Below are 20714 nucleotides of genomic sequence, written 5' to 3'. Positions count from 1 at the left end.
AAAGATGTTAACAGCATGTTCTGGCATTCTATAATACCGACGCCTCCATCGAAATCATCTGAAACGAGATAACTATTAGAAAACAAAGACAAAAAGAGCCTTTTAAAAGGAATGAAATTTCTCATTGCCTGTTAGCCTTTTCTGAGTATAAATATAAGAGTAAATTATTGATCGAAAGAGGAGTTGCTCATAGAGAGCTAGTAGTGATCCTCATGTGAAATATTACACTTTTTGGAAAGAAAAAGATTTTTAGAAGGAGTTTTTTACTTTCAACTTAAGCTAATTCTATTATGGGAGGCGGGTTATGAAAAAATCCCTTGTACCTTGTTTGCTTTCATTTTTGATCATGTTTGCAGCAGGATCGATATTGGCCGACGTCCTGCCGAAGGATTACAGGATGGAGCCAGTTATGAGAGGGCTCACAAGGCCTTCGGCCATGGCTCTCGCACCTGATGGAAGGATATTCTATCTTGAGAGGACAACGGGGAACGTCAGGGTAATCAGGAACGGGAAGCTTCTCTCCAACAACTACATACACGTCGATGTTTCCACGACAGCGGAAGAAGGGCTTCTTGGAATTGTACTGCATCCTGATTTCCAGAAAAACGGTTACCTCTATATCTATTACACGCAGCTTTCTCCCAAGACAAACCGGATCGTCAGATATGTTGATCAGGGATCGAATGGGAGCAGCGCAACGGTGATTCTCGATAATATCGGTTCAGCCGCAGGAGGAAACAACAACGGCGGTGGACTAGTCTTCGGAAACGATGGGAAGCTCTACGCCACCGTCGGGGACATGGAAAGCAGCGGTGATGCGCAGTTACTCTCATCCCTGAAAGGAAAAGTCCTGAGGATGAATGATGATGGAACGGCTCCTGCTGATAACCCCTATCCAGGTGAACCATATCCTTATTCTTTAATCTATTCCATCGGATTCAGGAATCCTACGGATATCGCCATGAACAAGAATGTCGGCACGATCTATGATACTGATGCCTACGATGGAACGACACAGTGCGATGAGACCAACGTTGTCAAATCAGGGACCAACTATGGCTGGGATGTCGAATTCTGTCAGGGCTCTTCCTATGAACCGGCACTTCATTCTCTCGATCCCATGAACATCTCGGGGTTGTCTCCTTACCTGGGTTCAAAATACCCTGGATTTGAGAACAATCTATTCATTGCAGGAGAGACGGATGGGAAGATCGTCAGAGACGTTCTCTCCGGCTCCGCTTACGATACATTCTCATCCACGGCCAGTTTCTATGACTCTCCTTCGGGAACGGAATGCCCGATCGTCGTAAAGGACCTCACCGATGGCAGGGATAGCTGGCTGTATGCTGTTTCCGATGATTCCACCTCCTCAAGGGCCGGAATCTACCGGGTCATCCGCGACCAGTATGGTTATACCAATGCAAAGCCAAGAGAAGTTTCAAATACCCCTTATCTAAACATGACACTGGCAAAGGATGGTTCGGGCCTGAGGCTCTGGTGGGAAGACCTTAAGAAAGACGTCTGGACATGCTCTGATGCCAATAAAGATGGAAACTGCGACGCTGCTGGTTCTAAGACGAAAAGATATACGATATGGCAGGGAACTCTGAACTCTCCTTTCTCCTACACTCATACAAAGCTGGCGGAGACGGAGGGTGATGGAACCTCCCAGAACGATGCGCTCCGCTCGTATGGAATCGGCTCTATGCCTTCAGGAAACGTTTACTATCTCGTTTCTGGAAGAGGAGCGAACCTGGAAGGAACGGCAGGTTATAAAACAGGGGGAGCCGAAAGACCGGGTTACAGCTCAACAGAATCCGAGATCTGCAACGCCATCGGCTGGGGTGAAACATTAGGGAAATGCACGAATGACTGGGCTCACACGTATCCTGACCAAGATGGCAACATGCGCTCCATTCATGAATTCCGTGGCAAAGCCGTTTTCATCACCATGATGCAATACGGGTGAGCCCCATGCGATTCGGAGGCCAGTGTGGCTAATAAGCTCTACGATGATTTTCGCGAAAGAGGTTTTGAGATCATCCATGTCGTTATCGATGATGGTCCAGATGCTGATACCGTCGTCGATTGGGAGGATGCTAACTATTGGGCCTACGAGAAGGATTTCGATGGAACCGGGAGTTATACACCACCACTTAAATTCACTGTCGTTGCCGATACGGATGGCGGCCTGTGGGACATGTACACCGATCCCTTCCCCTTATGCCAGGTTACTCCTCAAGGGCAGATCATCGATCAGGGACTCGTCACAACCTATGACCCATGTGTCAATCCGTGTCTTACAGGGTGCGGATACAGCGATTCTGAAGTTCGCGACCATCTTAACGCCATTCTCCCAGCTAAGTGGTGTGGAGAGGCAACTCCTTGAACTATCCATGTTAGATGCGTAAGGGGAGCAGTTCCATCTGCTCCCTTTTTTTGTCTCCAAATCGATGCTATATTAAAGCCTAATTTTTTGGCAATATCGAGTATTAATAATAATCATTTTGGGGTGTTAGAAATATGAAGAAAAATCTATTATCTCTTCCCATCCTGAGTATTATCGTTGTCTTTGCATTAATCCCGGCTTTTGCGGATGATCCCCGGCCGTTAGAATCCGATGGCAAGGAAAGTAAGGAACAACCGGCAACTGAGGAGAACCAGGAACAGAACGAGCGGAAACCCGCGGAAAACCTGATGGCGATTCTTTCCGGAGAAAGCGGGGTGCGTGTAGCGCAGATGTGTACTAACTGCAACGTCGCCAACGTGACGATGTGCGGTCAAACCGGAGACAGGGTTCAGGTATGGAAGGATGGTATGCCGGTGATGGGTGGATTGGGTGCCATCTACATCCTTTCCGTCATCCCGCCAGTTGGTGTCGATCGGACCGAAGTGAACCGCGGAGCGGGTTCTGCTCTCACCGGTAGTGAGGCTGCTATCGGTGCTCTAGAGATCACTACGAAAGCATCGAGCCCGGACCCGATGCTTTACTATGAAGCCAATCTGGGAAGCTTCGACGGCTCGACCCAGAAAATCTTCGCCTCTGGAACGCTGGGGAAATGGGGTGGTGAATTGACATTCACCCACAGCCAGTCCGATGGGATCGACGCCAACGGCGATAAGGTTTTTGATCTCGGGGCGTTCAGGCGCTTCACCTATGATGCGAGTGTGACTTTTGACATTACTAAGAATATGGATGTGCGCTTCACTGCTCTCTACTACAATGAAGAGCAGAGAGAGAACAAGGGAGGGTACAGCGGAGCTTCCTTCCCGATCGACCTCGGTCATTTTCACAAGGAGGATGTGGACATCCGGAGGTCCGAGTTTTTGCTCGGATGGGATTACACAACCTCTAACCTTATGAGATTTTCGTTCAGAACTCTATATTCCAACCGCAACCAGAACACTACAGACGACGATGCTTACACTCAGCAGCCTTACATGGAAGTGGACGAAACTACCCGGCTTGCAGAGCTTCGCTTCGATACTCCTCTCTTCACGAAGCATCTACTCATGGCGGGGCTGACATACAGGAATTTTGACGTAGACGGTATATCATATAAACTGGATCCTCCCTTCTTCCTGCCACAGGAGGCGCACGATTTTATTCATCAGAGAGGCGCGTTTGCGCAGATGACGCTGTCTCTCCCGGCACGGATGGAGTTAACGGCAGGTACACGATACGATGATTACGAGCTTTATGGTTCCCGATTCTCACCGCGCATGAAACTGACCTGGAAAGCGACTTCCAAATTCTCAGTTGCATTCTCGGCGGGGGGTGCTTTCCTTGCGCCACGCCCCATCTTCGAGAGGGTATGCTGCGGCGCGCGAATACAGAGCAGTTACTATACGAAACCTGAGATCTCCCGCAACATGCTCCTCGACCTGAACTATCTTCCTATGCCCTGGATCAACCTAAGAGGAACGTTCTTCAGGAATGACTTTAAAGACTACCTGCAAAGGCTGGCGGTATTTGCGAATTCCAACTACATTCCGAACTATGCCCTGGTTAACTTTCCGGATGTCTACATACAGGGGGGAGAGATCGGAATGGACATCCGTCCAATGGAAAGGTTCACAATCAGTGCAAGCTACACGAAGCTAAAAGCAACGAGCGGTCGCGACACACAGACATACTTCACCATGGAGATTCCAGGCCAAGAGGAACCGTTCCGGTTTCCACTAACTCTGCTGCCTGCCGGCAAGATGCCCCTCCAGGCAGAAAACTCCGGAAGCGCCACCATAAAGTGGGATGACTCGCAGCGAAACTTCCAGGTAATGGCTCAAGCACAGTACACAGGTTCATTGCTCATCCAAGAATTGCCTGCATTCGGAGTCGTGAAAGACTTCAAAGAGACGCCGGATTTCTGGGTTTATAATTTCAGGGTCCAGCACAGAATTTATAAGCATCTTTCAGGATATGCCGGAGTGGACAACATCACCGATGAGTACCAGAACTGGCTCGATGACCCGAGATATGAGTTCAACTGGGGTCCACTGCGCGGTCGATACATTTATGCTGGCATCCTGCTGGATTTGTAGATAATAAAGCCAGGTAACCATGAACAAAAAAAGAAATAGGCTATTCCCGGCAACAATTCTTCTCAGCATTTTCTCGATTGCTTTTGCATCTGGAATCTATGAAGCCTGCCTCGCAATGGCTAATGAAGCGAGGGCTTCCAATGAGATTCTCTGGCTTGAAGATTTCGGCAAGACGCTTGATGCTGCAAAAAAGGATAATCGTCTGATGATGGTTGCTTTTTACACCTCCTGGTGCGTCTTCTGCAAAAAGCTTGACAGAGAGGTCTTTACCGATCCGCGAGTAGTCGAACTCTCGAAAGAGATCGTCTGCGCCAAGCTTGATGCCGAGATCCAGAGAGTGGCGGCCACGCGCTATCGACCCGCCGGCTTTCCTACCATCATCTTTGCGATCCCGGACGGGACAGAGGTTTTCCGGATAAGTGGTTACCGCACACCCGATGAATTTTACTCCGTAATGAAGATTTTCAAGGAGAAAGGATTCGAGATCAGCCAGTGGCACGACATCATCAAGAAGAATCCGAAAGAAACTTTCGCTCTAAAATCTCTCGGAAGAATCTATCTCGACCTGGGGTTGAGCGGCGAGGCGGTCCAGTACCTCAACAATGCCAAGAAATCGCTCACCGAAGTGGCAAAGGATGCCACCAAAAAGGCAACGCCGACAGGAAGTTCGGATGAAATGGCTACTAACGAAGCACCTTTGAACATAGAGGCCGAGAGAAATAGCATCTCTTTTTTTCTCGGTCGAGCCTACCTCGGAGCTGGCGAGCATAAGAAGGCCCTAAAGATATTCCAGGGGTTGATCGACGACAATCCGGAAAGCCTGGAGCTTCCCGATTACTATCTGGAACTCGGAAGAGTCTATCTCTTCTGGGGAAAAAAAGACAAGGCAAAAGAGATCTTCGCTTCCCTCACGAAACAATACCCTGACAGCATCGCTGCTAAGAAAGTAGCGGGCCTTTTCAATCACCCTTGACCATAATCATGCAATCAATATAATAATAGGTAATTTTTCTGATTCAGATGCTGGGGAGTCGTCCAACGGTAGGACATGCGGCTCTGGACCGTAGAATTGGGGTTCGAATCCCTGCTCCCCAGCCACTTTTAACCTGATGATAACATCTTTCGATTCCACTTGTTTAATATTCTTACTGTTCTCTTCCCTTAGTATTGTGCAGTAACTCTGTTCCTTGCCTGATGCAACGCTTCAGTTATCGACTGCTTGACATCTTTTTTTATGGGCTGCTATTATTTTTCACGGTGTCTTTGAGATAATATCTGATCAGAAACCCTGAAGAAATGGCTAGGCCGAGGAAAAAATCGCGATCCCCTATCTTGAAACGCATGCCTGACATTGAATTGAATTTGAGTCCACAAGCCCTTATTGAGCTTGAAGCGCTGGGACTTTATGACCGAACATCGATCGGATTCCATAAAATTAAAGGAGTGCAACTTCAACGGAAAGGAAGAAATAGAAGATCTTTCATTGATGGACTCGATCTTGTGAAGAGACGTACCCTGATATTCAAGCGCGCCATCTCTGCACCAGATGTGATCAATGAGGCTTATGATTATCCAGATCCTTCATCATTCAGCCGTGGAATGCGGGTGGAATTGCCCGGAGTGACGATGCTATTCCTCTCCGGCACGGCGAGTGTTGACGATAAGGGGAGGACGATTCATCCGGGCGATTTCCCAGCCCAGTGCCTGCGCACCTTTCGAAATCTGACTGCTCTGCTTGCATCAGAAGGTGCGAGCTGGCATGACGTTGTCCGAACTACCTGTTACCTGAAAGACATCAAGCTCTATTACGGCACATTCAACAGAGTCAGGACGATGTTCATGAAGACAATCGGACTGGACCCCCTTCCAGCAAGCACTGGCGTCGAGGCAAAACTATGCCGCCCCGATCTCCTCGTGGAGATAGAGGCGATCGCCATGATACCAAGAGGAAACAATAAAAGAGCGAAGAGGAATAAGTGATGAATGAAGGCTTGCCGGAGCTCAACATCCTGAGGAAGAACTGGCCGGAATATGCCGACTCTTCAGCGATGCACAAGGTAAAAGTCCGTGACATTACTATTGGGGGCCCACGCCGGGTTATCATAGCCGGGCCGTGCGCCGTCGAATCGCTCGAACAGACGCTCACAGTCGCTACAATCGCGAAGAAAGCCGGTGCTCATCTGCTTCGAGGCGGAGCTTACAAGCCCCGGACCAATCCTCATTCCTTTCAGGGCCTCGGGTTGGAAGGTCTTAAGATTCTCGACGAAGTCCGCCGCCAGACCGGCCTGGGCTTCGTCACCGAGGTTCTGGATCCGCGCCTCGTGGAGCAGGTAGCCTCTTATGCCGACATGCTACAGATCGGCTCACGTTCCATGCAAAACTTCCCCCTCCTGACCGAAGTCGGGCGCGGTTCAAGGCCCGTGCTGCTGAAGAGGGGCTGGAGTGCCACGATCGAGGAATGGCTCTGTGCCGCGGAATACATCGCAAAAGAAGGAAACAGGAACGTTGTCCTCTGCGAGAGAGGCATCCGCACATCATGCCATTGGAGTTATGCAAACTATCTTCTCGATCTTAACGTCATCGAACCACTTCGCAAGGCTACTCCCCTTCCGGTCATTGTTGATCCATCTCATGCCGCGGGTGATTGGAACCTGGTCGCCTCATTGAGCCGGGCAGCAATTTCAGCCGGAGCCGATGGTCTGCTCATTGAAGTGGTGGATTCAGAAGAACGCCGGGCAGAACTCAAATCCGACCGGGGACAGGGTGTCCCACCGGAAGTCTTCATAAAAATAGTTGATGACATCCGAAAGATTGAGAATTGAAAGACTGAGGCGAAATGATGAGTAGAAAAAGAAATAGCTATTTCTTTGCATGCCCTGCCATTATGAGCTGCATTGCCGTGGCCTTTTTGACGATGGCTTCCTTGAACAGTCAGGAAACCGGGAGCAAAGCGACTCCGCGGCGTAGCGATGTAATCCTGCTGGAAGGGAAGGTATTACTTGCAGACGGAGCACCGTTGAGATCCACAGCAGACGACGAGCAACAGAAGTTGATCAGAGGACTCATCCAGGCAGTGGCTGAATTGCGTGACGCCGCCGTGGTAACGATCGACTACCCGATGGATGTCTCGATCTTCCCGCCGGAGATAATCGCTCCGACGTTCCTCTGGCACGATGCGTCTCCAAAGGTCGACCGCTGGCTTGTCGATATTGCAATTAGCACTGGAAAAGAGACAGGAGAATCTCACATCTACGTACTGGTTCTCGCCATGGCACCGCCAAAGGGAGAGATCGACCAGAGCTGCATCGCAGTCACCAACGAAATTTATAAGCCGACTCCTTACCAGGCATCCGCCAGGGCATGGAAGCCCGGAGAAGACCTCTGGAATACAATAAAACACAACTCCGTGGAGAAGCCTGCAACAATCACTTTTTACGGTTATCAAAGCAGCGATGCACGAATCCTCTCACGCGGTAAGATGGTTTTAAGCACGTCAAGAGATCCAGTCGGTGCGCCGATCTTCTACCGTGATGTGCCGCTCATGCCCTCGAAGGGGAAAGATGGCGTAATCAAGCCGCTGGATCAGACTGCATTGCCGCTGATCGCCTGGCGACTGAAGGACATCTCTCGCCCCGATAGTCGCGTTCTTCTGAAAGACATGCCAACATGCGCAAACTGTCATAGTTTCTCCGATCATGGAAAGACGCTGGCGATGGACCTCGATGGCCCTGATGGCGACAAAGGGGCATATGCAATCGTTGACATTGGACCCCAGACTGTGATTCGCGACAGGAATGTTATCACCTGGAATGCATTCGAGGGGAAACCGAAAGACCGCCTGACTCTCGGTTTCCTGGCACGGATCAGCCCCGATGGACGATACGTCATCTCGACCGTCAACGATTCTCTCTATGTAAGAAATTTTACTGACTACAGATTCCTCCAGGTCTTCTATCCGACGCGGGGAATCCTCGCCTACTATTCTCGCGCAACTGGAGAGATCAAATCTCTGCCAGGTGCCGATGACCCGAATTACGTCCACTGCAACCCGGTCTGGACTCCTGACGGCAAGACCATCATCTTTCTTCGAGCGAAGGCCCGTAATTCCTACGATACAAGCAGCCCTGTAGCAATCTATGCCGGTGATCCCAACGAAACGCCTATCTTATTCGACATGTATCGCATTCCGTTCAACGAGGGGCAGGGTGGTCATCCAGAGCCTATCAGGGGAGCATGGAACAACGGCATGAGCAACTCATTTCCCAAGGTCTCCCCGGATGGAAAGTGGATCGTCTTCGTCAAGAGCAAGAATGGCTTGTTGATGCGTCCCGATGGTAAGTTGTGGATCGTGCCGGTAGCAGGCGGAGAAGCGCGTCTGATGCGGTGTAACCTCCCGACGATGAACTCCTGGCACAGCTTTTCCCCCAACGGACGATGGCTCGTCTTTTCCTCAAAGAGCAACACGCCATACACGCAGATGTTTCTGACGCACATCGACGAATCCGGAAACGATAGCCCGCCCATCCTTATCGAAAATAGCACTGCTGCTAACCGGGCCGTTAACATCCCCGAGTTTGTAAACATCTCCTACAATTCATTCCTCAGCATACTGGTGCCTGCGGTCGATCATTACCAGTACTTCCAACGTGGCAACAAGCTGGCGATGGAGAGCCGGCACCGTGAAGCGGTTGCAGAGTTCGAGAAGGCTTTGAAAGGTGAATCGAAAGACTGGAGGATCAACGACTGGAGGATCCACGATAGTCTCAGCAAGGTCTTGCTGCAGCTCGGAGAGACCGACCGCGCCGAGGAGCACATCCGCGAGTCACTTAAATTGAACCCCGACAACGCGGAGATGCATGGCAACCTCGGCTTTATCATGTTTGCAAGAGGTAATCTGGAACAGGCCCGAAAGAACCTGGACGTCGCACTCAAGCTTTCTCCTAAAACCCCCAAGCTCTGGTATGACAGGGCAACGATACGGATGTCCGCCGGGGATTATGGCGGCGGCATCGAGGATTATTCACAGGCCATTCAACTGGATGGTGCATATACCGACGCTTACAACGGTCGTGGCGTAGCGTTGCTTGCACAGGGTGATGCTGCTGGAGCACTGGCTGATTTCAACAAGGCTATCATGCTGGATCCAAAGAATCCGACCCCATGGTATTTCCGGGCGAAGATCCACAAGGATAGAGAAGAATTCTCTGAGGCACTGAACGATTGCGTGAAGGCTAAGGAGGTCTGCCCCCCTGATTCACCTCATCTGAAAGAGATACAGGATCTCCACCGTGAAATTCTTGAACTGCTGCGTAATAAAAAGCAAGCGAGCAGATAAAGATTGCTATTTTTTTCAATTCTTTTGGATTATAATTTTAAAAACTCTCCTGAAAGGAGGTGATAAAATGGCACGCGGGAAGAAGCCAGTCAGAAAGAGAGCCCCCAAAAAGAAAGTAACAAAAAAGAAAATCAAAAGAGCCGCAAAGAAAAAAGTAGCACCGAAGAAGAAGGTCGTGAAAAAAAGAATAGCACCGAAAAAGAAAGCCGTGAAGAAGCCGAAACCGAGGAAGAAAGCGGCGAAGAAACCGGCGCGGAAGCCAAAGAGAGGTCTCCCGGTGAAACCTGTGAGCATGCCCGCAAAACCAGTGGTGGCGCCGCCCATCGAGGAGAAGAGGCCAGCGGAAGAGGCTCCATTCGAAGAGAAAGAGGAAAGTTCTCCTTTTGGTGAAGATTCTGAAGAGTAAAGACTCCGGAGGAGCCGTACCGGCAAAAGCAGCACGGTGCGGCTCTTTTTCTTCTGCTTTTTTCTTTTTTTGCCCTTTCTTCTTATATTCTTAATTATTATTTCTGTCCTCTGTTTTTCCATTCTTGCCCTTCCTTCTCTCACATCTCTATAATATTGATATGAATACAATGATGAAAATCATGAAGAAACTTTTCTATTACACATTAAGATTCATTGGATTCATTATCGGCAAGACGTTCTTTCACCTGAAGGTCGAGGGAAAAGAGCATATTCCGAAGTACGGGCCTTACATCATTGTGGCCAATCATCTGAGCTATCTCGACCCGGTGGCCGTTCATGGAGTGAGCAGGAGGCAACTCAGCTTCTTCATGCTGGCTGAATGGTATTATGACAGAAGGCATAGATGGTTCTATGACATTTTTGGCTGCATTCCCCTGAAGAAAGGAGGAGCCAATCCGGAAGCTTTCGAGCGAGCCATTAAGGTAATAAATCAGGGTGATCCATTCGTGATCTTCCCTGAAGGAGGAGTGAGCCGAACCGGAAAGATAATGACTTGGCAGCCCGGAGTCGGTCTCCTTGCGCTGAGAACCGGAGCTCCCGTTATTCCCGTCATCATCAGGGGGACTTCAGAGGTCCTCCCAGCCGGAAGCTCTGAACTGAAGGTGCATCCGGTGAGCGTCTATGCGGGACCGCCTCTTTCTTTTAATGTGAAGAAAAGGGGAACGACCACGAGGAGCGAGGTCCAGGAGGCAACCCGGAAGATCCGCGATGCTTTCATCGCCCTGGCGAAGGAGAAGGGTCTCTATAATGAAATCGTTGGACCCGAGGTTGAAAAAGAGAAAATCATCGAGGACGAAGAAGACGTTGAAGATTGACATACATGTCCATGTATACGGTCGGGGAGACGGGGGAACGGGTTGTTTCATGAGAGGGAAGTTCTATCAATCTCTGTTGATTCCTTTCCTGAAACTATATCATGGCATCTACGGGAGAGAGTTCCGGGACAATCTCGATGCCATGTACATCGGGATGATCTTCCAAAAGCTTGGAGAATCGCCTTCCATCGAGGGTGCAGTCCTTCTAGCTCATGATCGGATTTACAGACATGACGGAGCGATCGACCCGCGAACTCATCTCTTCACTCCAAACGATTACGTTCTCGCCCTCGTCAGAGACCAGGAAAGATTATTTGAAGAAGTCCTCAAGAAAAATAATATGAAAATCATGACCGAAATGAATAAAAAGAGGGTATTTGCAGGTGTCTCCGTCCATCCCGACAGAAAGGAAGCCATCGACGAAATCCATAGATGCAAGGAGCAAGGGGCCGTTCTCATAAAACTGTTACCGGATTCTCAAAACTTCGATCCGATGAACAAAAAATACAAGGAGTACTATGAAACGCTCCATCGATTGAGCCTTCCCATGCTGGTTCACACAGGAGGAGAGCACATCCTGAGAACGCTGAATAAAGAGTACAGGAACCCTGAGCGGTTGAAACTTCCCCTCGATTGTGGGGTAACGGTCATCGCCGCTCATTGCGGCATGAAGAGCGGGATCGCGGACAGGGATTTTTTCGAGAACTTCTCTTCCATGGTTGGAAGCCACGACCATTTTTACGGAGATACTGCCGCCCTCTTGATACCGACCAGGAGAAGACCTCTGAAGAAGCTGCTGAAGAACGACACTCATTTCAAGAAGCTTGTCCATGGTAGCGATATCCCGGTCCCCTCAATCCCTGCATCGCTGACAGGTATCGTCCCCCTCGAACAGATCAAGAAGATAGCAAGGATCCGGAATCCCTTCGAGCGGGACTATCTGGCGAAAAAAGCCGCCGGATTCCCCGACGACGTCTTCTCGAGAGCCTCGGACATTCTCAATCTCAAAGCAGAGATAAAATAATCAAGGGAGCATGCTTCCGTGTATATCCATGCTCCTTGACAGTGCTACAGGTTCCCATATAATAATCTTCGCTATAAATTTGCGGCGCTATCGTCTAGGGGTCAGGACGGGTGGTTCTCAGCCATCAAACCGGGGTTCGAATCCCCGTAGCGCTGCCAAATCTTTTTAAAGCCTTGCTGCATTTCATATTGCCTTTCATAATCTGTGATCGAATTGGGACACAGTGGCTCACGACTTTTTCTACGCTCAGCGTCTCTCATCTGATAAAATAATCGCGATGAGCAAGAGAAGATACGAATACAGTGATGTTGCAGGATGGTCCTTCTCCCGCTATGACACATTCCGAACCTGCAAGAGGCAATACTACTTCGAATACTACGGAAAGAAACATGCTCCTCCGGAAATCATGGAGAGAATCGACTTCCTGAAGAGCCTGCTGTCGTCTGCTATCCTGCTCGGCCAGATCGTCCATGACGCCATTGCCACGATTCTCCGAAAGATCCAGTCTATGAACGAGGAGATCCCCCTCGATGATCTAAGGGAAAAAGCTACAAGGGTCTTCTCTGAAACCCTGGCGGGTTCTCTCCTGCTCGACACTTACTATGGTGCCATCATCACTCCCGCAAGGAAATTCGAGCTGGAGTTTCAACTCGAGAGTTGCCTTGAGTCCTTCTATGCATCAAAGTGGTATCAGGAGCTTAAATCGACTCCGGACGAGAGAAAGGCAAAGTGGATAATCGAACCGGAAGATTTCGGCGAGTTCAGGCTCGATGGTATGAAAGCATATGCCAGAGTCGATTTCGCCTTCCCGTCGGAGGATGGCTATCTGAACATCATAGACTGGAAGACCGGCAAGCGATACGATCAGAAGCATGCGATTCAGATGCAGGGCTACATCCTCTATGCGCACGATGTCCATGGATTCCCGCTCGAGAAGATCAGGGCAATACTGGAGTACCTTTCCGATAGTGATGATCCCGTGGAATGCGTGATGAATCAGGCACATCTCGAATCTTTCAAGAAAAGGGTCAGGAAGGAACTGACCGAAATGCACTCTTTCTGCCAGAACGTCGAGAGGAATTTTCCACTCTCTATGGAATACTTTCCCCTCAGAGACGATTCAAGAGCCTGCGGCTGGTGCCGCTATCGCGAACTCTGCTCGCGTTAAAATTCAAGCTTCTCCCCTGCTCGAAAGATATCCTTTTCAATTAAATGAATGAGCGGTTTTGATCTGGAGGAGGTGAATGCCGCCTTCTGAGAAGAGGCTTGTCGTCTCTTCCTTCAGGAAACGAAGGAATCTTTCTTCTTCCTTCTCATTAAGATTGTAGGCTCCGTAAATCCGGTGCAGGTGAGCCACTTCGCGCGGAGCATAGAGGATGTGCGTAATGCCGAGGGAGTGGAGCTTCCTGGATATCTCCACAGACAATTCACTCTCTCTGATGATCGGGATGATCGGATTCTCATTGTATGCGGAAGACCATACTGCTCTGCTCTTGCAGTAGAACGTTCTTGCTTCGCCGATAAAGAGGATCCGCGAATCCTTCTCCGCGATCTTATTGTAGAAATCGACGGCATCATAATATTCGAGATACCGCGAGAGGAAACTTCTCTCGCTTTCGATTCCAAAAACTACTTTCATGCTATCGGGAAGAGAGGCTTGCCGACTGAGGAAATACAAAGCGTTGAAGGCAACGATCACGACAAGGGATGCCGATAGAAACCGTCTGATAAAAAGGGACCCATCTTCAAAAGCGTAACGATGGATGGCCCTCCCGGAAAGAATGGAGAGAATAACCATAAGGGGAACGGCAAATCTCATCATGTTGAAGCTGAACGCCCAGAGCAGGAAATAGAGCAGAGCGTAAAGAATGAGGATGTAGTCCAGCCTCTCCTTTTTGTAAACAAAGATCAGAGGAAGGAAGATGAGAAAGACCGGGCCGACCCACGAGAACGATCCGAAGTCGCTGCTGCTGAATGACATCCTGTAGGGAAGATTCCATATCTCTGCTAGATCCCGCGGTGATTCGTTGGCCGCTTTTTTCAAAAGCCTGTCCTGCTGCTCCGTCCAGATTTCGTGGCCGAGATACTTCGAAGCCGCAGGGAAAATCGGGTTTCCCGTATTGATGTAGTTCCGGATCAGCCACGGGGAAGCCGCTGCTAACATGATGAGGATGACGAGAACCATCTTCATGAGATTCAAAGCGGTTTTTTCTCTTCTCACGGCGATGAAAAGGATGAAAAAGAGAAGGTTCAAGGGGAGCGTGAATATCAGGGCAGTATACTTTATCCCGAGAGCTATCCCGGAAAGAAGAGCAGACAGGTATAGGTACCGGTCATTCTTCTCGTAGAGCCAGAAGATGGCAAGAAGGAAGGAAGCAACCGTGAAGAAAGCGAACTCGAGATCGACCAGCGGATGAGTGGATAGTTCCATAATCGGGAAGAGAGAGGAAACTATCAATGCCGAAAAAAGAGCCGATCGCGCTCCGAAGAATCTTTTTGAAAAAGAGTAAACCAGGGCGATGATCAGAGGCAGGAAGGCAAAATTGATGAAATTGGCTACTTTCCATCCCGAGAGAAGAAGGGAGAGAAGATAGAGCATCTCCACGTTCATAGGGAAGTTTGATTGAACATCATGGGGAAGGTAGACCAATCCGCCGTTCTTGATGAACTCGGCAGGAACTGAAAGGTGATACTCCAGAGCATCGTAATGAACGGGTGGCCTGAAGGAAAAGAGGAATGTCAGGATAACAATCATCCACATAATGGTCGTCAGAATCTTTTCTAGTGCTCCATATTTCGTGGACGATAGTTCCCTTTCCTTTCTGAACCTGATGATGTAACAGAAGAATGATATGAGGAGCATTGAGATTATGGTCAGGACGACCCATCTTGAGAGGAAACCCAAAACGGCAAGCATCAGAGCGATTAGAGAGAAAACCCACGATCCTATCCCGATGGAGACAGGATGCATGATGGTAATTTCTGAGATCCTGAATCTCCTCCCTTTTAAGCCTGTGAAGAAGCTTCCCAGGAAAAAGGCGCTTGTCAGCAACAGGAGCATAAAGAATATCTCCCTATAAGATTTCAGGAGCTTCTCCACCGGATGAGCATTCAGAGCATAGAGGAGCAGCATGAAGATGACCCACAGGGATAGGGAAAGAATAATGATGAACCTTGAAGAAGAGGAGAGGAAATCCGGGTCTTTTCCTTCTCCGTTTTCACTCCTGCGCATGAGGTGGTCCATCATTTCTGTCAATCATTGTGGCATAGAATCTTTTAAATTTTCTCATCCCCGGTCGATTATAATCAATCACTTTTTCATAGAAGATACATTTCTTATCTAGAATCTGTCGCAATATTCATATTAATAATATCTGTTCGTCGGATAAAGAGCACCTCTTTTCGCCTGAATTAAAAAGAGCTTAACTTTTTTTACACTTCGCACGATGTTCACCGTATAATTTAGATCGTCCAGACTTTGAATGATTGAAAATTTGATCGATCGCTACATCGATCGGTCGAAACCGTGAATTCATAAGGAGGTAACATGAAGAGGACCAAGAACATTTCGACGCTCGCGATCGTCATTCTGCTGACGGTATTTTTTGGAGGGCTCCTTGGCACGAAGCTGGTGAGCGGCCCTCCGGAGGAATACGTCCCCGATAAGCTGCTCGTAAAATTCCAGCCTGGCACGGATCGCTCAAGGATCGACCTCATCAACGAGAGGATCGGAGCAGTCATAGAAAGCGATTTCCGGATGGATCCCGACCTCTTCCTGATCAGGCTTCCGGAAGATTCGGACCTCGGTAGAGCCATCGATCATTATCTGGGGTTCACCGAAGTAAAGTATGCTGAGAAGAACTGGATCATCCATGCGGTAGTCATCCCCAACGACACCAGCTTCAACATCCTATGGGGGATGCACAACACAGGTCAGAGCGGAGGAAAGGTGGATGCGGACATCGACGCTCCCGAAGCCTGGGACACCATCACCGGTGACCCCAACCTAGTCATCGCTAGCATTGACACCGGAGTGAACTACAGTCATCCCGACCTCTCAAACAATATCTGGACCAACGATGACGAGATACAGAACAACGGGAAGGATGACGACAACAACGGGTTCATCGATGATTATCACGGCTGGAACTTCGCATACAACAACAATAATCCGATGGACGACCATTCGCATGGTTCCCACACTTCCGGAACCATGGCCGCTGAAGGAGACAATGGTCAGGGTGTCGCCGGCGTCGTATGGTCTGCAAAAGTCATGTCTGTCAAGTTCCTGAACTCCTATGGAAGCGGGACGACCGATAATGCCGTGAAAGCCGTTGATTACGCTACTGAAAATGGTGCAAGACTATCAAACAATTCCTGGGGTGGCGGAGGGTACAGCCAGGCTCTCTACGATGCCATCGAGAGAGCCAATCAGGCAGGATCGCTCTTCGTCGCAGCGGCCGGAAACAACTATTCGAATAACGATTACTCCCCCTTCTACCCCGCCTCTTACAATAATCAGAACATACTCTCCGTTGCCGCAACGGACCGCTATGACAACAAGGCAAATTTCTCCAACTACGGAGCGACGACAGTTGATGTTGGCGCCCCCGGTGTCGACATATACAGTACCACGCTCGGCGCATCTTATGGATACATGAGCGGGACCTCCATGGCCTCACCGCACGCTGCCGGAGTCTGCTCACTCATATGGGCTTACAATCCGAACCTGACCCACCTCGATGTCAAAGACATCGTTATGAATAGCGTACGGCCGATACCTGCGCTCAGCGGGCTGACCGTCACCGGCGGCGTAGTCAATGCTCAGGAAGCCATCGCGCAGACTCCTCCTGCCCAGTGTCCCAACCCGGATAACCAAGCTCCTGTCGCCAATGCCGGAGGACCTTACAACGGACCGATGAATAAGAACATCACGTTCAACGGTTCTGGTTCCTACGATCCCGATGGAAGTGTGAAACAGTACCGCTGGGATTTCGGAGATGGCTCCAGGGCTTCAACGAACAAGTCGACCATCACCCATGCCTACAGTGCGGAAGGGACCTATCAGGTCACCCTGACCGTTCTGGATGATTGTTACACTCAGAGCTCTCCCGGCACAACGACTGCCAGGATAAAAGGCGGAAAGAAATAACGATCTCATCAATCAAAATGTGAAAAGCCGCTTCTTACCGAAGCGGCTTTTATTTTCAAGAAGAGCGCAACTAAAGGGAAAAATCAACGATTGGACAAAAAAAGTTTTTCCATTAGAATGAGTGATAAGGTGATCAAGTTGAGCATGCGATGATCGATTCGAAAAAATATCCTTCCATATCTGCTCTTTTCATATCATCAGCTCAGTTCTTCTTTCTTTTCTTCTCTGTCTTACTTTTTATACTCCTTATCCATTTTATTTTGCTGAGATCCTCCACATGCCTCCTGCTTTTCCCTTTTAATCATATTGCCATCGGTGGTCCGGTCCATGATTCTCTCGCCGGTTCTTCCGAGGATGAGGAGAAATCAACCGAAGGGAAACTACTGTATGCTGAAAAAGAAATGACGCCTGTTCCAGAACATCTAATGGAACAGCTAATAAGAAAATCGGCTGAGTACGAAACCTTCGCACTCAAATTCACATGTACGGAGTTGATCAGAAAAGCATCATACAGCATTGCCGGAGAAGAAGCCACGAAGGAAAAACTCGAACGCTACGAATACCTCCTGGAAGCTAATCCCGGCGAGGGAAGCTTTTCTCCCTACCGTGTGCGGTTGGAGAGTCAGGGCGGGAGAAGCCCGGTAACGCTCGAATTGAGATTTCCAGAGGCCTACCCCTGGGTCTTCATCTTCTCAAAAAATTACAGGAACGTGATGAGATATGGCTACATCGGGAAAGAGATCTATGCCTACAAGCTGGCCCACATCATCGCCTTCCGGGGGTTCCAGCCGTTCACCGATGGGAGGGATATCCGTGAATGGGAGGGAAGGATATGGGTTGAAGAGAAGACGTTCAACGTTCTCAAGGTGGAGGCGCAACCGATCCATCAGGATGATATCCTCGAGCTCAAAAGACAGGAATACAACCAGGCTTTCTCTTTCATCGGGATCAAGCTTAAAAAGAAACCCCTTGGATACTCTTCAACCGTCTACTTTGATTTTGAGCACGAGGGATTGACCTTCCCGACGCAGTCGGATAACAGGACCTTTGAACTTGTTGCCAGGAATAAGAAGGTGCCGACGTCGGCTCTGATCCTTAGCTACGCAGATTACCATTTCTTCAAGACGGAAACGAGGGAGAGGATTAAGCCTCCATCATGATCAGGAGTCCTGGAAGATGTCCACCATTATCTCTATCTTCGCTTGACTCTTCAATTCGGAAGCTTTCTTCGCAATGGCCTCGAGAACACCCTTCTGCATCAGCCGATCTATGATCTGCATCTTGATGTTCTCAAAATCCATGTATCCGGCTTCCTTCCTGTCCGTGACCTTCAGGATGTTGTAACCGAATTGAGTCTCAAAGATGTCACTGATCTCACCGATCTTCAAGTCGAAAGCAATCTTCTCGAAATTTGGGACCATCACGCCCCTTGGGAAATAGCCGAGATCGCCCCCCTTCTGGGCATTCGGGGCTCCGGAATATTTCTTCGCAAGCCCGGCAAAATCTTTTCCGCTCTTCGCCTCCCTGAGAGCTTCCTCCGCCTTCTTTCTCAGCTCGGCCTTCTTCTCTGGCGGAGTGTCCTCACTGTACGGGATGAGGATGAAGCTTGCCCTGGTGAGATCCTTCGTCTTGAAATGCTCTCTGTTCTTGTCGTAGTACTCTCTGGCATCTTTCTCCGAAACCCTCACCTGTGGCGCTATTTTCTCCCTTTCATACTTGCCGATGATGAGCTTCTTTTTCGCCTCCTGCTTAAAGTCTGATTCGGAGCAACCCGATGACTTCATGAACTCCTTGAAGTTTTCCTCATTTGGAAATGTCATCTTGACGCTGTTCACGTAATCTTCGACGTCTTTATCCTCGACGCTGATTCCTTCCTTGAGAGCCTGCTGGTAAAGCAGTTCCGACTTGATTGCCGATTCGATGGCGGCACGTGCCAGGTTCTTCTCCATCTCGGCAGGGATGCTACCGATCTGCTTCGAAACTTGCTCCCGATGCCCTTTCTCGATATCCCTGACGACCCATGCTTTTATTTCCGCATCATTCGCTCTGGCTACGACGCTTTGAGGCAGAAGAGTTCCCAGAAGACCTTGGGGCGCCGACGCCGCAACATCCGTTTGCATTCCTGATGGAGATCCTGCAGTCTCTCTGTCCCCTTTTGCCAGCTTCTCTCCCGCACTCTCTTTCACCTGAGCAGGCGGAACCTGAGCTTCTCCTGAGTCCTCGCCGGTCCCTTTTCTGGCTTTTTCACCGCAGGAAGCGATCAAAGCGAGACTGAGGAGCAGAAGGAAGATAAGAGTCAATATTGCGAATTTTTTCCTTTTCATAAAATCCAGCCTTTAAGAATCATGAGGCTTGACCTCCGATCAACGAATGCAGCCTTCACCTCTTAAAAAATTTCTGATATTGTATTATTAAATTTTAGTTTTTGCCAGAAGGCGGTACGAGAAAATGATGCTGCGCATAAGAACGTTGAATTTCTCCACGCTGCTCCTGTTAGCTTTTCTGTTGTCTATTTCTCAACCTCATTCTCAAACTCCTTTCGTTTCCCTGCCTTCCCCTCCTCATTTTCTTCTCGCTAATTTTCCTTCCCATCCTATTCCTGCTTCTCCTCTATCGTTTCAGGTGGTTCCGGCAAAAGAAGAGATGACCTTCGCCGTCTTCGGAGACTCACGACCCGAACGCGATCTAAATCAACCCGAGATCTTTGATAAGATCGTCGAGAAGATCAATGAGGTCTTACCCGATGTCATCTTCCACACGGGGGACATCATTTACGGAAAAACGGAAGACGATGCAAACATCAATCGGCAGTACGACGATTTCTTCAAAGTGGCGAAACGGCTAAGAAGCAAGATGTTCGTCACCCCCGGAAATCACGACATCTGGGATCCCGCCTCCGCAAAGATCTTTGAGCAGAGGTTCGGATATCTCTACCGTTCCGTTACCATTGGCTCCAACAACTTCATCATTCTGAACTGCGAGCTTCCCGACAATAAATGCTTGATCCCCGCTGAGCAGAGGAATTGGCTGGAGAACGAGTTGAAGGAAAGCGGGAAAATGAGAAGGAACATTTTCGTCTTCGTACACCGGCCCGTTTTTCCAGTCGATGGCTATATCGGCAAATCGATGGACAAGTTCCCTTCGGAGCGGAATCTCCTGCATGAGCTTTTCAAATCTCATGGGGTTCGCTTCGTTTTCTCCGGACACGAACATCTCTATCACTTCCAGGAAAAGGATGGAGTGAAATACGTTATTTCGGGAGGAGGAGGCGCCCCCCTGCATGTTGGCGAGGCAAAAGGTGGCTTCTATCACTTTCTGATCTTTACCGTAAAAGGGAAAGAAATCTCCTTCGAAGTAAGAAAGATCGATAGAAGGTAA

General features: G+C 49.2%; 16 protein-coding genes and 2 tRNA genes. 16 read left to right on the top strand and 2 right to left on the bottom strand.

Translation table 11 applies throughout. The features are described 5' to 3' along the window. The first annotated feature begins 367 nt into the window (after window positions 1–367). The 13 genes from AB1756_05945 (at window position 368) to AB1756_05885 (ending at window position 13352) form a co-directional block, all read left to right on the top strand. The gene (locus AB1756_05945; GenBank protein ID MEW5806868.1) at window positions 368–1969 is read left to right on the top strand and encodes a PQQ-dependent sugar dehydrogenase; all 1602 of its coding nucleotides are present in this window, start codon (window positions 368–370) and stop codon (window positions 1967–1969) included. 24 nt (window positions 1970–1993) lie between these two features. Further along, window positions 1994–2389, top strand: coding sequence for a hypothetical protein (locus AB1756_05940; protein ID MEW5806867.1), 396 nt, complete (start codon window positions 1994–1996; stop codon window positions 2387–2389). A gap of 134 nt (window positions 2390–2523) precedes the next feature. Beyond that, a complete protein-coding gene (locus AB1756_05935; GenBank protein ID MEW5806866.1) occupies window positions 2524–4542 on the top strand; it encodes a TonB-dependent receptor in 2019 nt (672 codons plus the stop codon). A 19-nt stretch (window positions 4543–4561) separates the two neighbouring features. After that, entirely contained in the window at window positions 4562–5515 is a 954-nt protein-coding gene (locus AB1756_05930) for a thioredoxin fold domain-containing protein (GenBank protein MEW5806865.1), read from the top strand. 51 nt (window positions 5516–5566) lie between these two features. After that, window positions 5567–5640 (top strand) — tRNA-Gln (locus AB1756_05925). 402 nt (window positions 5641–6042) lie between these two features. Then, on the top strand, window positions 6043–6522 hold the full coding sequence (locus tag AB1756_05920; protein ID MEW5806864.1) for a Rid family hydrolase: 480 nt from the start codon (window positions 6043–6045) through the stop codon (window positions 6520–6522). Then, window positions 6522–7364: a 3-deoxy-7-phosphoheptulonate synthase gene (gene aroF / locus AB1756_05915; protein MEW5806863.1), complete on the top strand. Its 843-nt coding sequence runs from the start codon at window positions 6522–6524 to the stop codon at window positions 7362–7364. Before AB1756_05920 ends, aroF begins: the two co-directional genes overlap by 1 nt. 14 nt (window positions 7365–7378) lie before the next feature. Continuing rightward, entirely contained in the window at window positions 7379–9877 is a 2499-nt protein-coding gene (locus AB1756_05910) for a tetratricopeptide repeat protein (GenBank protein MEW5806862.1), read from the top strand. Between the two features lie 67 nt (window positions 9878–9944). Next, on the top strand, window positions 9945–10283 hold the full coding sequence (locus AB1756_05905) for a hypothetical protein (protein ID MEW5806861.1): 339 nt from the start codon (window positions 9945–9947) through the stop codon (window positions 10281–10283). Between the two features lie 181 nt (window positions 10284–10464). After that, window positions 10465–11160 carry a lysophospholipid acyltransferase family protein gene (locus tag AB1756_05900; GenBank protein MEW5806860.1) on the top strand — a complete coding sequence of 232 codons (696 nt, stop codon included), beginning with the start codon at window positions 10465–10467 and terminating at the stop codon, window positions 11158–11160. Then, complete coding sequence (locus tag AB1756_05895; protein ID MEW5806859.1) at window positions 11093–12184, top strand: amidohydrolase family protein; 1092 nt, start codon at window positions 11093–11095, stop codon at window positions 12182–12184. The genes AB1756_05900 and AB1756_05895 overlap by 68 nt, the downstream gene beginning before the upstream one ends. Window positions 12185–12267: 83 nt before the next feature. Further along, window positions 12268–12342: transfer RNA gene (locus AB1756_05890), tRNA-Glu, on the top strand. 119 nt (window positions 12343–12461) lie between these two features. Further along, window positions 12462–13352 carry a PD-(D/E)XK nuclease family protein gene (locus AB1756_05885; GenBank protein MEW5806858.1) on the top strand — a complete coding sequence of 297 codons (891 nt, stop codon included), beginning with the start codon at window positions 12462–12464 and terminating at the stop codon, window positions 13350–13352. A gap of 36 nt (window positions 13353–13388) precedes the next feature. Here AB1756_05885 and AB1756_05880 read toward each other — a convergent pair whose 3' ends face one another. Beyond that, window positions 13389–15431 carry a glycosyltransferase family 39 protein gene (locus AB1756_05880; GenBank protein ID MEW5806857.1) on the bottom strand — a complete coding sequence of 681 codons (2043 nt, stop codon included), beginning with the start codon at window positions 15429–15431 and terminating at the stop codon, window positions 13389–13391. Between the two features lie 300 nt (window positions 15432–15731). Between AB1756_05880 and AB1756_05875 the strand changes: the two genes are divergently transcribed. Both AB1756_05875 and AB1756_05870 read left to right on the top strand, forming a co-directional pair. Then, window positions 15732–17336: a S8 family serine peptidase gene (locus AB1756_05875; protein MEW5806856.1), complete on the top strand. Its 1605-nt coding sequence runs from the start codon at window positions 15732–15734 to the stop codon at window positions 17334–17336. 260 nt (window positions 17337–17596) lie between these two features. Then, window positions 17597–18496 carry a hypothetical protein gene (locus AB1756_05870; protein ID MEW5806855.1) on the top strand — a complete coding sequence of 300 codons (900 nt, stop codon included), beginning with the start codon at window positions 17597–17599 and terminating at the stop codon, window positions 18494–18496. Here the strand turns inward: AB1756_05870 and AB1756_05865 are convergent, their stop codons facing one another. Next, on the bottom strand, window positions 18497–19660 hold the full coding sequence (locus tag AB1756_05865; protein MEW5806854.1) for a peptidylprolyl isomerase: 1164 nt from the start codon (window positions 19658–19660) through the stop codon (window positions 18497–18499). A 124-nt stretch (window positions 19661–19784) separates the two neighbouring features. Between AB1756_05865 and AB1756_05860 the strand changes: the two genes are divergently transcribed. After that, on the top strand, window positions 19785–20714 hold the full coding sequence (locus AB1756_05860; protein MEW5806853.1) for a metallophosphoesterase: 930 nt from the start codon (window positions 19785–19787) through the stop codon (window positions 20712–20714).

It is taken from the genome of Acidobacteriota bacterium (assembly GCA_040752675.1).
Classification (GTDB): Bacteria; Acidobacteriota; Polarisedimenticolia; order JBFMGF01; family JBFMGF01; genus JBFMGF01.
The sequence above is the reverse complement of the archived record's forward strand: the minus strand, read 5'-3'. Positions and strand labels throughout refer to the sequence as shown.

Excerpts from the sequence above, each read along its gene's own strand:
- AB1756_05935 (MEW5806866.1), top strand. The coding sequence starts at position 2,524 with ATGAAGAAAAATCTATTATCTCTTCCCATCCTGAGTATTATCGTTGTC.
- AB1756_05930 (MEW5806865.1), top strand. The coding sequence starts at position 4,562 with ATGAACAAAAAAAGAAATAGGCTATTCCCGGCAACAATTCTTCTCAGC.
- AB1756_05895 (MEW5806859.1), top strand. The coding sequence starts at position 11,093 with ATGAAATCGTTGGACCCGAGGTTGAAAAAGAGAAAATCATCGAGGACG.
- AB1756_05880 (MEW5806857.1), bottom strand. The coding sequence starts at position 15,431 with ATGATGGACCACCTCATGCGCAGGAGTGAAAACGGAGAAGGAAAAGAC.
- AB1756_05865 (MEW5806854.1), bottom strand. The coding sequence starts at position 19,660 with ATGAAAAGGAAAAAATTCGCAATATTGACTCTTATCTTCCTTCTGCTC.
- aroF (MEW5806863.1), top strand. The coding sequence starts at position 6,522 with ATGAATGAAGGCTTGCCGGAGCTCAACATCCTGAGGAAGAACTGGCCG.
- AB1756_05875 (MEW5806856.1), top strand. The coding sequence starts at position 15,732 with ATGAAGAGGACCAAGAACATTTCGACGCTCGCGATCGTCATTCTGCTG.
- AB1756_05900 (MEW5806860.1), top strand. The coding sequence starts at position 10,465 with ATGAAGAAACTTTTCTATTACACATTAAGATTCATTGGATTCATTATC.
- AB1756_05885 (MEW5806858.1), top strand. The coding sequence starts at position 12,462 with ATGAGCAAGAGAAGATACGAATACAGTGATGTTGCAGGATGGTCCTTC.
- AB1756_05905 (MEW5806861.1), top strand. The coding sequence starts at position 9,945 with ATGGCACGCGGGAAGAAGCCAGTCAGAAAGAGAGCCCCCAAAAAGAAA.
- AB1756_05860 (MEW5806853.1), top strand. The coding sequence starts at position 19,785 with ATGATGCTGCGCATAAGAACGTTGAATTTCTCCACGCTGCTCCTGTTA.
- AB1756_05910 (MEW5806862.1), top strand. The coding sequence starts at position 7,379 with ATGATGAGTAGAAAAAGAAATAGCTATTTCTTTGCATGCCCTGCCATT.